The organism is Pseudomonas lurida, from assembly GCF_013522705.1.
Lineage (GTDB): Bacteria > Pseudomonadota > Gammaproteobacteria > Pseudomonadales > Pseudomonadaceae > Aquipseudomonas > Aquipseudomonas quebecensis.
Map to the genome: position 1 here is coordinate 1 of NZ_JAAMRE010000027.1, position 15,478 is coordinate 15,478.

A 15,478-nucleotide genomic window follows, 5' to 3' on the forward strand; every position below is an offset into this window, starting at 1 on the left:
TAAAGAGCGGTTGGTTAAGATCTTTCGTCTCAACCGAGGCGCGCATTCTACAGCAGCCTCATTTGCTGTCAAGTGATTATTTTCAGAAGTTTTCGAAGATTTCTTCAACAACTTCAACCACTTGCGCTTCCGATCTCTCGTTAGCGGGAGGCGAATTCTACAGCGTTACACACTGCTGTCAACACCTCTTTTTCTCCGCTTTCGACCGAGAAGATCGAAACGTTAATAGAGCCAAACAACCTTGCTCTACCAACTTCTTCTGGGCTTCGATGAACTGAAGCGATCCGCTGTCGAATTCTGCGTAACTCTTTGTTTACCAAGGAGTTTTCCGTTTCGACTGCGCCGGAAGTGGGGCGAATTATAGACTTCTGGAATCTGCCGTCAACCCCTATTTTCACAATTCTGTCATATCGACCTAAATGCACCCAAAAACACAAAAGCCGGTCCTACGAACCGGCTTTTCGCTACAGCGTCTTACAGGCTGGGGAAAGCAAACTGCGACGCTTCATGACTGGCCCGCTGCGGCCAACGCTGGGTAATCGCCTTGCGACGAGTGTAAAAACGCACACCATCGGGCCCATACGCATGCAAGTCGCCAAACAATGAGCGCTTCCAGCCACCAAAACTGTGATAGGCCACCGGCACCGGCAATGGAACGTTCACACCCACCATGCCCACTTCGATTTCGTCACAGAACAGACGCGCCGCCTCACCATCGCGGGTGAAGATACAGGTGCCATTGCCGTACTCGTGATCATTGATCAGCTGCATCGCCGCTTCCAGGCTGTCCACCCGTACCACGCACAGCACCGGCCCAAAAATCTCTTCTTTATAGATACGCATCTCAGGGGTCACGCGATCAAACAGGCTGCCGCCCAGGAAAAATCCCTGTTCATGCCCGGCAACACTTAGCCCGCGGCCATCGACCACCAACTCAGCCCCGGCTGCCACACCGTCTTCTATATAGCCGCTGACCTTGTCCCGCGCCTGACCAGTGACCAATGGCCCCATATCCAGGCCGCAGGAGGTGCCCGCACCAATCTTCAAAGCCTTGACCTGCGGCACCAGCTTGGCAATGAGTGCATCGGCGACCTGGTCACCCACGCACACCGCGACCGAAATCGCCATGCAACGCTCACCGCAGGAACCATAGGCAGCGCCCATCAAAGCACTGACCGCATTATCCAGATCCGCGTCAGGCATCAACACCGCGTGGTTCTTCGCTCCGCCCAGCGCCTGTACGCGTTTGCCGCGCTTGGTCGCTTCGCAATAGATGTACTCGGCAATCGGCGTCGACCCTACAAAGCTCAGCGCTTTAACTTCAGGCGCCTCGATCAACGCATCCACCGCCCCCTTGTCTCCGTGTACCACGCTGAGGACGCCTCTAGGCAGACCGGCTTCCTGCAACAGTTGCGCGATCAGCAGCGTCGAGCTTGGATCGCGCTCCGAAGGCTTGAGAATGAAACAGTTGCCGCAGACGATCGCCAGCGGGTACATCCACAGAGGCACCATCGCGGGGAAGTTGAACGGGGTGATACCCGCCACCACGCCCAACGGCTGAAAGTCCGACCACGCATCAATGTTCGGTCCAACGTTACGGCTGTATTCCCCCTTGAGAATCTCCGGCGCCGAGCACGCGTACTCCACGTTCTCGATCCCGCGCTTGAGCTCACCGGCGGCATCTTCCAACGTCTTGCCATGTTCCTCGCTGATCAATTGCGAGATACGGGCCTCGTTCTGTTCCAGCAACTGCTTGAAACGAAACATCACCTGGGCGCGCTTGGCCGCCGGTGTATTACGCCAAGCCGGGAACGCCGCCTTGGCAGCGTCGATGGCACGCTGGATGGTTTCACGACTGGCCAAAGGCACTTGGTGAATCACCTGACCGGTGGACGGGTTGTATACGTCGGCACTGCGACCGTTGTCGTTGACCAACTCGCCGTTGATCAAGTGCTGGATAAGGCTCATGCAGGGCTCCTGAAAAAGTGTTCTATATAGAAGGAAAAATCAGTCGATTTTGTTCAGCACGTCGCCGACCGCATCGAACAGGCGATCCAGATCCTGCGGCTTACTGTTGAAGGTTGGTCCGAACTGCAGGGTGTCCCCGCCAAAACGCACATAAAACCCGGCTTTCCACAGGGCCATGCCGGCCTCAAATGGGCGCACGATGGCGTCACCGTCACGCGGGGCGATCTGGATCGCACCCGCCAGGCCATAGTTGCGAATATCGATCACATTCTTGCTGCCCTTCAAACCGTGCAGTGCATTCTCAAAGTGCGGAGCCACTTCGGCGACGCTCTGCACCAGATTTTCCTTCTGCAGCAGGTCCAAAGCGGCCAGACCCGCCGCACAGGCAACCGGGTGCGCCGAGTAGGTGTAGCCATGCGGGAATTCCACCGCATACTCCGGCGTCGCCTGGTTCATGAAGGTGTGATAGACCTCGCTGCTGGCAATTACCGCCCCCATCGGGATCGCGCCGTTAGTGACCTGCTTGGCGATGCACATCAAATCCGGCGTCACCCCGAAGCTGTCGGCGCCGAACATCGAACCCGTGCGACCGAAACCGGTGATCACCTCATCAAACACCAACAGGATGTTGTGCTGGTCGCAAATCTCACGCAGACGCTTAAGATAGCCCTGCGGCGGCACCAGCACGCCCGCCGAACCCGCCATCGGCTCGACAAACACCGCGGCGATATTCGACGCATCATGCAGCTCGATCAACTTGAGCAGCTCATCGGCCAAGGCGATGCCACCCTGCTCCGGCATGCCTCGAGAAAACGCATTGCTCGCCAGCAAGGTGTGGGGCAGGTGATCCACATCCATCAGCCCCTGACCAAACAGCTTTCGGTTGCCGTTTACACCACCGAGGCTGGTGCCGGCGATGTTTACACCGTGATAGCCACGCGCACGACCAATCATCTTGGTCTTGGTGGCCTGACCTTTGAGGCGCCAGTACGCACGCACCATTTTCACCGCGGTGTCGGCGCACTCAGAACCGGAGTCAGTGAAGAACACATGATTAAGGTTGCCGGGTGTGAGGTCGGTGATCTTTTCCGCCAGTTGGAAGGACAGCGGATGACCGTACTGAAAGCCAGGCGAGTAGTCCAAGGTGCCCAACTGCCTGGCCACCGCCTCCTGGATTTCCTTGCGCGTGTGCCCGGCGCCACAGGTCCAAAGACCCGACAGCGAGTCATAAACCTTGCGCCCTTTGTCATCCGTCAGCCAACTGCCCTCGGCCGCGACGATCAAACGTGGATCGCGCTGAAAATTGCGGTTGGCGGTGTACGGCATCCAATGCGCATCCAATTTCAGTTGGCTGGCCAGGGACGAAGGGGCGTTTTCGGGCATGTTCATCAGCAAAACCTCGCAGGGCAAAAGGCAGCGTCGGGATTGAAAAGCGTTCTTGCAGCTAAATTGACACGACGATAAAGTCGGTGAAATTCAACTCTTCTAACCTTCAGTCAGGGCGTCACTAAACTATGAGCATCCGTCGTCCCGACCCCCTGGCCCAAGTCAGCGACTTCGATATTCGTTTATTGCGCATCTTCCGCAGCGTGGTGGAATGCGGCGGGTTCTCTGCCGCCGAAACCGTGCTCGGCATCGGGCGCTCGGCCATCAGCCAACAAATGAGCGATCTCGAACAGCGACTGGGTCTAAGACTTTGCCAACGTGGCCGCGCGGGGTTCTCACTCACCGAAGAAGGTCGCGAGGTGTACCAGTGCGCCCTGCAATTGTTGAGCGCGCTGGAGAGTTTTCGCACCGAGGTCAATGGCTTGCACCAGCATTTGCGTGGCGAGTTGATCATCGGTCTGACCGACAACCTCGTCACCCTGCCCCACATGCGCATTACACATGCCTTGGCACAATTGAAAGAACGCGGGCCGGACGTGCAGATACAAATCCGCATGATCGCGCCCAACGAAGTGGAACAAGGCGTACTCGATGGCCGCCTGCATGTGGGCGTCGTGCCTCAGGCCAGCGCTCTGTCCGGCCTGGAATACCAGCCGCTCTACAGTGAACGTTCGCTGCTCTACTGCGCGGTGGGTCATCCGCTGTTCTATGCCGACGACAAGGCGCTGGACGACGCACGCATCGACAGCCAGGACGCCATTGCCCCGACCTTCCGCCTGCCCGCGGACATCCAGGCCCGCTATCAGGCGCTCAATTGCACCGCCAGCGCCTCGGACCGCGAAGGCATGGCATTCCTGATCCTCACCGGTCGCTACATCGGCTATTTGCCCGATCACTACGCCGGCCTCTGGGTGCAACAAGGCCGACTGCGCGCGCTGAAACCGACTACACGTTTTTACGATTTGAGCCTGGCATCGGTCACGCGCAAGGGCCGTCGCCCTCATTTGGTGCTGGAAAGCTTTCTCGACAGCCTGGCCGCAACGCGCTAATTCAGGCCCAGGCACAAAAGTTGAGCAGCTGGACAGCTTTTTGCAAGGGCATCAGGACTTGGAACCGTCCGCCTAGAGTTTGCCCGCCATGCCACCTGAATCTTCCACCCCCAGCGATTTGATCTACGGCCTCAACGATCGCCCGAAACCCGCCGCCGCCCTCTTGGCCGCTCTGCAACATGTGTTGGCCGCGTTTGTCGGAATCATTACCCCGCCGCTGATCATCGGCTCCACCCTCGGCCTTACTGCACATTTGCCCTACCTGATCAGCATGGCCTTGATGGTGTCCGGTGTAGGCACATTCATCCAGGCGCGTAGGCCATTTGGTATTGGCGCCGGAATGATCTGCCTGCAAGGCACCAGTTTTGCGTTTCTCGGCGCGGTGCTGTCAGCCGGTTTTCTGGTCAAACAACGCGGCGGCAGCCCGGAAGACATCATGGCGATGATCTTCGGCGTGTGTTTTTTCGGCGCAGCCGTGCAGATCGTCCTCAGCCGTTTCATTGGCCAGTTGCACCGCGTAATCACACCGCTGGTCACCGGCATCGTGATTACGCTGATCGGCATCAGCCTGATCAAAGTCGGCATTACCGACCTGGGCGGCGGCTTCAATGCCGCCGATTTCGGCGCTCCCACCAACCTGGCGCTGGGGCTGTTCGTGGTGCTGACGATCATTTTGCTCAATCGCTCGGACACGCCGTGGGTGCGCCTTTCGGCGATCATCATCGGCCTGGCCCTGGGGAGTCTGGCGGCCTGGTTTAGTGGCAAGCTGGTGCCTCAGTCCCTGCCGAATTTGCCTCTGGTCAGTTTGCCGATACCGTTTCGGTTTGGTTTCAACTTCGACTGGAGCGCTTTCCTACCGATTGCACTGATCTATCTGATCAGCAGCATCGAAACCGTCGGCGACCTGACCGCCAATTGCATGATCGCCCGCCAGCCCATCAGCGGCCCCTCCTATATAAGCCGACTCAAAGGCGGCGTGCTGGGCGACGGTGTGAGCTGCATGATCGCCGCCACCTTCAGTGCATTTCCCAACACCACCTTCGCGCAGAACAACGGCGTGATCCAACTCACCGGCGTCGCCAGCCGTTACGTCGGCTTATATATCGGTGGAGTGCTGTTTTGCCTCGGTCTGTTTCCGCTGATCGGGGCGGTGCTGCAGCAAATCCCCAAGCCGGTATTGGGCGGCGCGACCCTGGTGATGTTCGGCAGTGTCGCCGCCGCAGGCGTGCGTATCCTTGCGCAGGCGCCACTGGACAGACGCAGCATGCTGATCATCGCCACTTCATTCGGCGTCGGCCTGGGAATCGCCGCTCAACCGAACCTGCTGCACCTGATGCCCGCACTGATACAGAACCTGTTCGACTCCGCCATCACCAGCGGCGGCCTGACTGCGATTGTGCTGTGCCTGCTGCTGCCGGAAGCCAAAACCCCCGGTGCTGCCGCAAACCACGCAGTGGAAAGCGACACGCTGGAATCACTTTGACGGTTTTATTGCATCGGGACTTGTCTGGGGCTTGAGGGTGGGTTATCTGTGCACACGTCGTCTCTATCGATCAGCACGGTAATCTCCATGAGCCTCGAAGTTCCTGCCCACAGCAACCACGCCGGTAAGCCCGCCAGCCGCATTCGGCAAAAGAACGAACAAGCGATTCTGCAGGCTGCTGAAGATGAGTTCGCGCGTCATGGTTACAAGGGCACCAGCATGAATACCATTGCTGCCAGCGCCGGGCTGCCCAAGGCTAACTTGCATTACTACTTCACCAATAAGCTGGGCCTGTATATCGCGGTGCTCAGCAATATCCTCGAGCTGTGGGACAGTACCTTCAACGCTCTGACCGCCGAGGACGATCCCGCCGAAGCACTGACCCGCTATATCCGCACCAAAATGGAGTTTTCACGCCGCCAGCCCCAGGCCTCGCGGATCTTCGCCATGGAAATCATCAGCGGCGGCGAATGCCTCACCGAATATTTCAGCCAGGACTACCGCGCCTGGTTCAGCGGGCGCGCGGCAGTGTTCCAGGCGTGGATCGACGCCGGCAAAATGGACCCTGTCGACCCCGTCCACCTGATCTTCCTGCTGTGGGGCAGCACCCAGCACTACGCCGACTTCGCCACCCAGATCTGCCGTGTCACCGGGCGCACTCGCCTGACCAAACAAGACATGGACGACGCCGGCACCAACCTGATCCATATCATTCTCAAAGGCTGCGGCATCAAGCCGGCCCTCTAGACGAAGCAACCTATGCCTTTCACGCTCACCGGCCTTTGCGAGTTTCGTGAAGAGATACGCAAAAGCCGCTTTATAACCCTCGCCGCACCGATTACCAGCCCCCAGGACGCCCAGGCGTTTTTCGAGCAGCACAGTGTCCAAGACGCCACGCACAACTGCTGGGCCTGGAAACTGGGCGATCAGTACCGCAGCAACGACGATGGCGAACCTGGCGGCACGGCCGGCCGACCGATCCTGGCCGCCATCGAGGCGCAAGCCTTCGACCAGGTCGCGGTACTGGTTATCCGTTGGTACGGCGGCATCCAACTGGGCACCGGAGGGCTCGCCCGTGCCTATGGCGGTGGCGCGAATAAATGCTTGCAAAACGCCGAGCGCATCGAGCTGATCAGCCGCGTGCCGTTGACCTGTGCCTGCGGTTTCTCCGAATTGAATCTGGTCAAACTGCGTGTGGCCGAACTGGGCGGGCTGGTGGTGGAAGAAACCTTCACCGCCAATGGCGTCGAACTGCAACTGGCCCTGGGCGAGGCGCAGATCGAAACCCTGCAGACCCAACTCGCCGACTTGAGCCGTGGCCGCATCCTCCTGCAACGCTGAAACTGCTACTGTTGTGCGCTGAAATTCCCTGAACCGCGATTTCATAGGAAGCCTTTCATGTCTACGTCAAAAACCGCATTGATCATCGGCGCCTCCCGTGGGCTGGGCCTCGGCCTGGTCAAGCAACTGCTCCAGGACGGTTGGGACGTGACCGCCACCGTGCGCGATCCGAACAAGGCCGATGCGCTGAAAGCCGTTGGTCCGGTGCAGATCGAGAAACTCGACATGGACGATCAGCAAGCCGTAATCGCCCTGAATCAGCGGCTCAAGGACCGCACCTTCGATCTGCTGTTCGTCAATGCCGGCGTCAAAGGCCCGGATAACCAGGAACCCGGCCACGCCACCCTCGCCGAAGTCGGCAAGTTGTTCTTCACCAACGCCGTAGCGCCGATCAACCTGGCCCAGCGTTTTGTCGGGCAAATCCGCAAAGACAGTGGCGTGTTGGCGTTCATGAGTTCGGTGCTGGGCAGCGTCACCATTGCCGACGGCTCCGACATGGCGCTGTACAAGGCCAGCAAGGCCGCGCTCAACTCCATGACCAACAGCTTCATCACCCAGCTGGGCGACCATCGGCTCACCGTACTGTCAATGCACCCGGGCTGGGTGAAAACCGACATGGGCGGCGAAAACGCACACATCGATGTCGACACCAGCGTGCGCGGCCTGGTGGATCAAGTGAACGCCTTCAGCGGCAAGGGTGGCCATCACTTCGTGGACTACAAAGGCGACACCATTGCCTGGTGAGCATTAAGGAAGTACATGTGGGAGGGGGTTGTCCTTCCCACACAAATCAATCCACTTTCCTACAAACCGAACTCCACGTAATCTAGCGCCTCGCCCCACCGGCGACCCTGGATCAGCAGACAGGGCAACACTGAGCTGGCAAACCTGAACCCATCATTCAGAGGAGCCGGCCAATGCCTGCGACCCGTATCTGGTTAAAAAACCCCCTCGCGATTTTCACCGCCAATGGTCTCGATGCCCGTGGCGGCCTGGTGGTGCAAGACGGCGTAATCGCCCAAGTGCTGGCGCTCGGCCAAGTACCTGCGCAGCCTTGTTCACAGGTGTTCGACGCCGGTGAGCACGTGGTCCTGCCCGGTCTGATCAACACCCATCATCACTTCTACCAGACCCTCACCCGCGCCTGGGCGCCCGTGGTCAATCAGCCCTTGTTTCCGTGGCTGAAAACCCTCTACCCGGTCTGGGCGCGGCTGACCCCGGCAAGGCTCGCCCTGGCCACGAAAGTGGCGTTGGCCGAACTGTTGCTCTCCGGCTGCACCACGGCGGCCGACCACCACTACCTGTTCCCCGACGGCCTGGAACACGCTATCGACGTGCAAGTGGACAGCGTGCGCGAACTGGGCATGCGCGCGATGCTCACGCGCGGTTCCATGAGCCTGGGCGAGGCCGATGGCGGCCTGCCACCGCAACAGACCGTGCAACAAGGCCAGGTGATCCTGGACGACAGCCAGCGCCTGATCCGCGCCTACCATCAACGCGGCGACGGCGCACAGATCCAGATTGCGCTGGCACCTTGCTCGCCGTTTTCAGTCACGCCGCACATCATGCGCGCCAGCGCCGACCTGGCCACTCAACTGGATGTGCGCCTGCACACTCACCTGGCCGAAACCCTCGACGAAGAAGATTTTTGCCTGCAACGTTTCGGCCTGCGCACGGTGGATTACCTCGACAGCGTCGGCTGGCTCGGCCCACGCACCTGGCTGGCCCACGGCATTCATTTCAACCCGGATGAAATTGCACGCCTGGGGCAGGCCGGCACCGGGATCTGTCATTGCCCAAGTTCCAATATGCGCCTGGCCTCGGGCATCTGCCCGACCCTGGACCTGATCGCCGCCGGTGCGCCGATCGGCCTGGGCGTGGACGGCTCGGCCTCCAACGATGCGTCGAACATGATCCTCGAGGCGCGCCAAGCCCTGTATATCCAGCGCCTGCGTTATGGCGCGCAGCACATCACCCCCGAGGGCGTGCTCGGCTGGGCCACCAAAGGCTCGGCACAGTTGTTGGGCCGTACGGATATCGGCGAATTGGCCGTCGGCAAACAAGCCGACCTGGCGCTGTTCAAGCTCGACGAGCTGCGCTTTTCCGGCAGCCATGACCCGATTTCGGCGCTGCTGCTGTGCGGCGCCGACCGAGCGGACCGGGTGATGATCGGCGGACAATGGCGAGTCATCGACGGACAGGTGGAAGGCCTGGATTTGAAAGGCCTGATCGCCGATCACACCCAGGCGGCGCGAGCGTTGATCGCCGGAACCTGATCCAGACCCCTCGCCTGCGGAGTTCGGCGCAGCTTACAGGCCCAGCAGCGACAACATGATAAAGGTCGCAAACAGCACAAAGTGGGTCATCCCTTCGATGGCATTCGTCTCGCCATCGTTGAGGTTGATCGCACTGACGATCAACGTGATGAACACCATCACGGTTTGCACGGGGGTCATTGCCATCTGGAACGGCTGGCCGGTGTAGAGCGCCATGGCCTCCATCACCGGCACAGTCAGGATCACCGTCGACAACGAGGCGCCCAACGCGATGTTAACCACCGACTGCATTCGGTTGGCCAAGGCGGCGCGCAAGGCCGTCAGGATTTCCGGCGCTGCCGAAATGGCCGCCACCACAATCGCCGTCACCACCGGCGGCGCGCCCGTGCCTTCAAGGCCAAGGTCGAGGGTCTTGGACATCACCTCCGCCAACGCACCGATCACCACCACGCCAAACACCAAAGTACCAATGGAAAACGCCAGGCTGACCGGCGCCGCTTCCTCTTGCGTCGGCAACTTCTTACGGCGTTTTTCCGGGTAGCTGTAGCTGAAGAAATAACTGTGCGGCCCCACCTGCATCCTCAGGAACAAGGTGTACAGCACGACCATCGCGCCGATGGTGAACGCTGAGTAAATTTTCCAGTCGCCCTCGGGGATAAATTCCGGCACGACCATCGATACACCCATGGCAGTGAGGATCATCACACTGTAGGTGCGCGCCGAATCGTCGTTGTAGGACTGTTCGCCATGTTTGATCCCGCCCATCAGCGCGGCCAGACCCAGGATGCCGTTGATGTCGAGCATCACCGCCGAGTAAATGGTGTCGCGCACCAGGGTCGGTGACGGTTCGTTACTCATCATGATCGCCAGGATCACCACCTCCACCAGCACGGCCGCGAGGGTCAGGATCATGGTGCCGTAGGGGTCGCCGACTTTTTCCGCCAGTTGCTCGGCATGGTGCGCCACGCGCATCGACGCCATCACGATAAACGCAATCAACGCCAACCCCGCGAGCAACGCTACCATTTGCCCGCTGTGCAGCATCCAATGCTCCAGCGGATAGGCGGCGATGGCGGCAATCAGCGCCAGCAGCATGAATTTTTCTTGCTTGAGGGATGTGAGCATTCCGGGCCTTTTAGTGCGGCAAATCAGTCATTGATGGGGTACAGACTGCGCCACGCCGCTAACGTTTCGTTACACCTTAGTTCACGTCGCCCTTGCGCGAGTTAAACGAATACTCTCCTGCTGGTCAGGTTTTGCCGATTATTTCAGCCATGGCCTGTAGAATGCGGCGATTGCACCTGATGAGAATTTAGACATGTACGATTGGCTCAACGCCCTGCCCAAGGCCGAACTGCACCTGCACCTGGAGGGCTCGCTGGAGCCTGAGCTGCTGTTTGCCCTGGCCGAGCGCAATAAAATCGCGCTGCCGTGGAACGACGTCGACACCCTGCGCAAGGCCTACGCCTTCAACAACCTGCAAGAATTTCTCGACCTGTATTACCAGGGCGCCGATGTACTGCGCACCTCCCAGGACTTCTATGACCTGACGTGGGCCTACCTGCTGCGTTGCAAAGCCCAGAATGTGATCCACACCGAGCCATTCTTCGATCCGCAAACCCACACCGATCGTGGCATCCCCTTCGAAGTGGTGCTGAACGGCATCGCCGCCGCGCTCAAAGATGGCGAACAGCAATTGGGTATCACCAGCGGTTTGATCCTCAGCTTCCTGCGCCACCTGAGCGAAGCAGAAGCCGAGAAAACCCTGGACCAGGCCCTGCCGTTCCGCGATGCGTTCGTGGCCGTTGGCCTGGACAGCTCGGAAATGGGCCACCCGCCAAGCAAGTTCCAGCGCGTGTTCGATCGCGCACGGCATGAAGGCTTCCTCACCGTGGCCCACGCCGGCGAAGAAGGCCCACCGGAATACATCTGGGAAGCCCTCGACCTGCTGAAAATCGAGCGTATCGACCACGGCGTGCGCGCTATCGAAGACGAGCGCCTGATGCAACGCATTATCGACGAACAGATCCCGCTCACCGTGTGCCCGTTGTCCAACACCAAGCTCTGCGTGTTCGACGACATGGCCCAGCACAACATCCTCGACATGCTCGAACGGGGCGTGAAAGTGACGGTGAACTCGGACGACCCGGCGTATTTCGGCGGCTATGTCACCGAAAACTTCCACGCGCTGTATGAATCCTTGGGCATGACCCAGGACCAGGCCAAACGCCTGGCGCAGAACAGCCTGGATGCGCGGTTGATCAAGCCGTAACAAAAAAGGGAGGGTGCCTGCACCCTCCCTTCTTTTTTGGCCACGGTTTTCAGGCTTCGGCCAATTCTTCGAGGGTCTTGCCCTTCGTCTCCATCCCGAACACCCACACCACCAGCGCCGCCACCGCAAAACACAACGCGCCCAGGGCAAACACCCCGCCCTGCCCGGTCACCGGAAATACCAGTCCGGTCACCAGCGGCCCGAGCAATGAGCCGACCCGACCGATCGCCGAGGCGAACCCGGACCCGGTCGCTCGCGCCGAGGTGGGGTACAACTCCGGCGTGTAGGTATAGAGCACCGCCCACATGCCAAACAAAAAGAACTGCATCAACAGTCCGGTGGTGATCAGCAAACCGACATTGCCGCCAAACACCGCACTCTGCCCATACAGAAACGCCATCACACCGCCGCCCAGCAGCGTCACCACGCACACCGGCTTACGCCCCCAGCGCTCGACCAACCAGGCCGCCATCAAAAAGCCGGGAATCCCGCCCAGGGAAATGATCACCGTGTAATACACCGATTGGGTCACCGCAAAACCGGACTGCTGCAACAGCGCGCTCAGCCATGAGGTCAGCCCGTAGAAACCGAGCAAGGCAAAGAACCAGACGCTCCAGATCATCAGCGTGCGCCGGCGATACTGCGCCGACCACAATTGCTGGAATGCCGAAAAGAAATTCCCCGGCACGCTCTGCACCCGTGGCAGGCCAATCGGTTCCGGCAAGTCGGCGCGCCCCAGGGAGGTGCGCACTTTGTGCTCGATCCCCAGCAACACTTTGTCCGCCGCGTCATGGCGTCCAGCCTGTTCCAACCAGCGCGGCGACTCAGGGATGAAAAAGCGAATCGCCAGCACAAACACCGCCGGTACCGCCAGCACCAGGAAGATGTCGCGCCAGCCGATCACCGGCAGCAGGAAATACGAGAGCACCCCCGCCGCGACAAAGCCCAACGGCCAGAAACCGTCCATCAACGCGATATAACGCCCGCGTGCCTTGGCCGGGATCAGCTCGGACAGCATCGACTGCGCAATCGGAAACTCCATGCCCATGCCGATCCCCAGCAGGATACGAAACAGCGTCAACATCTCCACGGATTGCGCCGTCGAACACAGGTAGCTGGCAATCCCCCACAACACAATGCTCCACTGGAACACCGGCTTACGCCCGAAACGATCGGCAAGCATCCCGGACAAAGACGCGCCCACCACCATGCCGAAAAAACTCGAACTGGCGAGCAGGCCTGCCTGGGCGGTGCTCAAGCCGAATTCGGCTTTGATCGAACCCAGCAGGAACGTCATCATCGCCAGGTCCATGGAGTCGAAGAAAAACGCCAAGGCGATGATGATAAAAATCACCCGGTGATAACCGCTGATGGGTAACCGTTCGAGCCGTTCCGCCGCACTGAAACCTTGCATACCCATGCCGCACCCCCTGTTGAAAAAAACCCTCGGCGAGTGTGCGGCATGCTTTTTCCGGGTTATTGCTGGATGCGACCTGATTGAAACTCTAAGCGACGACCGCGCGGCCAGCCTTACTCGTTCGCGGCCAGGCGAGCGATCTCCGCGTGCCCCACGGCATTGATCTGCAGGGCCCGGGACTCGTTGACCAGGCTGACCCAGTTGGACTGCAGGAACAGCTGCAACAACCCCGCACCCAATGTACCGCCCAGATGCGGATGCTGTTGGCTCCAGTCAAAACAATCGCACGCCAGGGGCGAGGCCAGCGCCTGGGTAAAAATACCCAGGCTCGCCAGCTGATGCGCGCCTTTGACGGTGATATCCAGGCGCTGCTCATAACGCTCGATCCACCCCGCCGCCCTCATGCGCGCGTACAACCCCGCCGCCAGCTCGCCCCCCAGGTGGCCGTGGCACAGCCGCGCTTGGCGCAATGCCGGCGGTGCCGCCAGGACCGGCAACGGAGCATCCGGCGCGGCGCGGGCCGCACTGGCCAGGGTAGTGCTGGCCAAGGCATCGATGGCATGGCTGACATCGGCGGCCGCCACACGGAACAGGCGCCGGCCACGTCGAGCCTCGGCGCGCAGCAGCCCACTGCCGATGAGCCGCGCCAAATGCGCATTGGCCGACGCCGGCGTCAGCCCGGCCAGCCTCGCCAACTCCTCCGACGACTTGGCGGAACCGTCCATCAAGGCCCAGAGCATGGCAATGCGTTTTGGCTCGGCCAGCAAGCCAGCGATCTGGCTGATACAAGGTGCTGCTTCCATCTGTTCACTCCCTGTCGAATCACGTTTCTGCTGCGGTTGGCGGCAAAGTATAGGTGCGCCAACCGCCGGTTCCGCGCGGTCTTACAGCGTGGATAGGGACAGAACCTGAGTGAAATTTCCTGCTGTGATGGAGTCTATTGGTCGGTGCCTACCGGCTCCGGCATCTGCGCGGTCAGGATCGCACAGCGGGACACAAGCATTTCCCGCAACAGGTTGATCGGTTTGCTCAAGTGCGTCCGGTGCGCGCACAACAGATTGAGCGGCGTGGCCTCGCCGCGCAGTTGCGGCAGGACCAGGCGCAGACGCCCGGCGAGCACGTCGGTGCTTACATCCAGCCAGGATTTATAGGCGATGCCCGCACCGGCGACGGCCCAGCGCCGCACCACATCGGCGTCATCGCTGAAACGGTTGCCGCTGACCGTCAGACTGATATCGCGCTTGCCGTCGTGAAAAACCCAATGGTCATGCACGCGGCCGCCGAGCCTATACAACAGGCAATTGTGCTGGGCCAGTTGCTCCAGGTGCCGGGGTTCGCCGTGACGCGCCAGGTAGCTGGGGGCGGCACACAGCACGCGAACATTGTTCGGCGCCACCGGCAACGCCACCAGGCTGGAGTCCTCGGGTTCGCCGTAGCGCAGGGCGATATCCACCGGCTGGCGAAACAGGTCGGCGATCCGATCGCCCAGCAACAGGCGCACATTGAGTTGCGGGTGTTCACGCTGGAAGTCATCCAGCCACGGCAATAACTGGTTACGGCCGAAGTCCGACGGTGCCGACAATTGCAGGACTCCGCTGACATGGTCCTGCCCGCTGGCCAACAAGCGCCGTCCCTCATCCAAGGAACCCAGCGCCGCGCGGGCATACTCAAGAAACCCCTCGCCTTCGGCGGTCAAGCGCAGGCTACGGGTGGAGCGCGCCAGCAAACGCGCGCCCAGCTGCTGCTCGATGCGCTTGAGCGCCGCACTGGCCACGGCCGGCGATAAGTCCATCACCCGCGCCGCCGCCGACAGGCTGCCCAAATCCGCCGCACGTACAAACACTTGCAAATCGTCAAAGCGCAGCATTATCAAAATTCCATTGAAACAGCCCGCTGTTTTAGCCGCTTTTATGTTGCCTGGAAATAGCCAATCATCTGCCCATCCCATTGCCAACGTGCCAGGAGTCGCTTATGTCCGCTGCCTTTAACGTTATCGCCACACTGATCGCCAAACCCGGCCAACAGGCCACCCTGGAAACCCTGCTGCGCGGCCTGCTGGCACCCACGCGCCATGAAGCCGGCTGCGAGCAATACGACCTGCACCAGGACCAGCAGCACCCCGAAACCTTCTACATGCTCGAACGCTGGCGCGACGATGCTGCGTTGGCCGCCCACGACCAGAGCGCGCATATCCAGGACTTCCGCGCCCAAGCGGCGGATTTACTCGAACATTTCGAACTCAAGCGCCTGAATTTTCTGGCCTGATCACTGCCCTTTTTTCCGGAG

The 15,478-nt window shown here is 60.3% G+C and carries 14 protein-coding genes; 8 read left to right on the top strand and 6 right to left on the bottom strand.

The genetic code is table 11. The features are described from left to right. Positions 1-474 precede the first annotated feature (474 nt). The gene (locus tag G7025_RS20020; protein ID WP_181080832.1) at positions 475-1,968 is read right to left on the bottom strand and encodes a CoA-acylating methylmalonate-semialdehyde dehydrogenase; all 1,494 of its coding nucleotides are present in this window, start codon (positions 1,966-1,968) and stop codon (positions 475-477) included. A 39-nt stretch (positions 1,969-2,007) separates the two neighbouring features. Beyond that, positions 2,008-3,357, bottom strand: coding sequence for an aspartate aminotransferase family protein (locus G7025_RS20025; RefSeq protein WP_181080833.1), 1,350 nt, complete (start codon positions 3,355-3,357; stop codon positions 2,008-2,010). Between the two features lie 125 nt (positions 3,358-3,482). On the opposite strand from G7025_RS20025, the gene G7025_RS20030 reads away from it, so the two are divergent. The 6 genes from G7025_RS20030 to G7025_RS20055 all read left to right on the top strand — a co-directional run bounded on the left by G7025_RS20030 (position 3,483) and on the right by G7025_RS20055 (position 9,503). Next, the gene (locus G7025_RS20030) at positions 3,483-4,403 is read left to right on the top strand and encodes a LysR family transcriptional regulator (RefSeq protein ID WP_181080834.1); all 921 of its coding nucleotides are present in this window, start codon (positions 3,483-3,485) and stop codon (positions 4,401-4,403) included. An 88-nt stretch (positions 4,404-4,491) separates the two neighbouring features. Further along, on the top strand, positions 4,492-5,886 hold the full coding sequence (locus G7025_RS20035; RefSeq protein ID WP_181080835.1) for a uracil-xanthine permease family protein: 1,395 nt from the start codon (positions 4,492-4,494) through the stop codon (positions 5,884-5,886). A gap of 87 nt (positions 5,887-5,973) precedes the next feature. Further along, positions 5,974-6,633: a TetR/AcrR family transcriptional regulator gene (locus G7025_RS20040; protein WP_181080836.1), complete on the top strand. Its 660-nt coding sequence runs from the start codon at positions 5,974-5,976 to the stop codon at positions 6,631-6,633. Between the two features lie 12 nt (positions 6,634-6,645). Beyond that, positions 6,646-7,227, top strand: coding sequence for an IMPACT family protein (locus G7025_RS20045; RefSeq protein WP_181080837.1), 582 nt, complete (start codon positions 6,646-6,648; stop codon positions 7,225-7,227). Between the two features lie 57 nt (positions 7,228-7,284). Beyond that, positions 7,285-7,971 (top strand): SDR family oxidoreductase, encoded by a 687-nt coding sequence (locus tag G7025_RS20050; protein ID WP_181080838.1) that lies wholly within the window; start codon positions 7,285-7,287, stop codon positions 7,969-7,971. Positions 7,972-8,144: 173 nt separating this feature from the next. Continuing rightward, on the top strand, positions 8,145-9,503 hold the full coding sequence (locus G7025_RS20055) for an 8-oxoguanine deaminase (protein WP_181080839.1): 1,359 nt from the start codon (positions 8,145-8,147) through the stop codon (positions 9,501-9,503). Positions 9,504-9,536: 33 nt separating this feature from the next. Here the strand turns inward: G7025_RS20055 and G7025_RS20060 are convergent, their stop codons facing one another. After that, entirely contained in the window at positions 9,537-10,628 is a 1,092-nt protein-coding gene (locus G7025_RS20060; protein ID WP_181080840.1) for a calcium:proton antiporter, read from the bottom strand. A 193-nt stretch (positions 10,629-10,821) separates the two neighbouring features. Here G7025_RS20060 and G7025_RS20065 point away from each other — a divergent pair, with 193 nt between their 5' ends. Then, positions 10,822-11,775, top strand: coding sequence for an adenosine deaminase (locus tag G7025_RS20065; protein WP_181080841.1), 954 nt, complete (start codon positions 10,822-10,824; stop codon positions 11,773-11,775). 49 nt (positions 11,776-11,824) lie between these two features. On the opposite strand, the gene G7025_RS20070 is transcribed toward G7025_RS20065, so the two are convergent. From G7025_RS20070 to G7025_RS20080, 3 genes are all read right to left on the bottom strand, one after another. Next, on the bottom strand, positions 11,825-13,195 hold the full coding sequence (locus G7025_RS20070) for an MFS transporter (protein WP_181080842.1): 1,371 nt from the start codon (positions 13,193-13,195) through the stop codon (positions 11,825-11,827). A 110-nt stretch (positions 13,196-13,305) separates the two neighbouring features. Next, entirely contained in the window at positions 13,306-13,995 is a 690-nt protein-coding gene (locus G7025_RS20075; RefSeq protein ID WP_181080843.1) for an ArsR/SmtB family transcription factor, read from the bottom strand. 134 nt (positions 13,996-14,129) lie between these two features. Next, positions 14,130-15,059, bottom strand: coding sequence for a LysR family transcriptional regulator (locus G7025_RS20080; RefSeq protein ID WP_181080844.1), 930 nt, complete (start codon positions 15,057-15,059; stop codon positions 14,130-14,132). 104 nt (positions 15,060-15,163) lie between these two features. Between G7025_RS20080 and G7025_RS20085 the strand changes: the two genes are divergently transcribed. Next, positions 15,164-15,457 (top strand): putative quinol monooxygenase, encoded by a 294-nt coding sequence (locus G7025_RS20085; RefSeq protein WP_181080845.1) that lies wholly within the window; start codon positions 15,164-15,166, stop codon positions 15,455-15,457. Positions 15,458-15,478 lie beyond the last annotated feature (21 nt).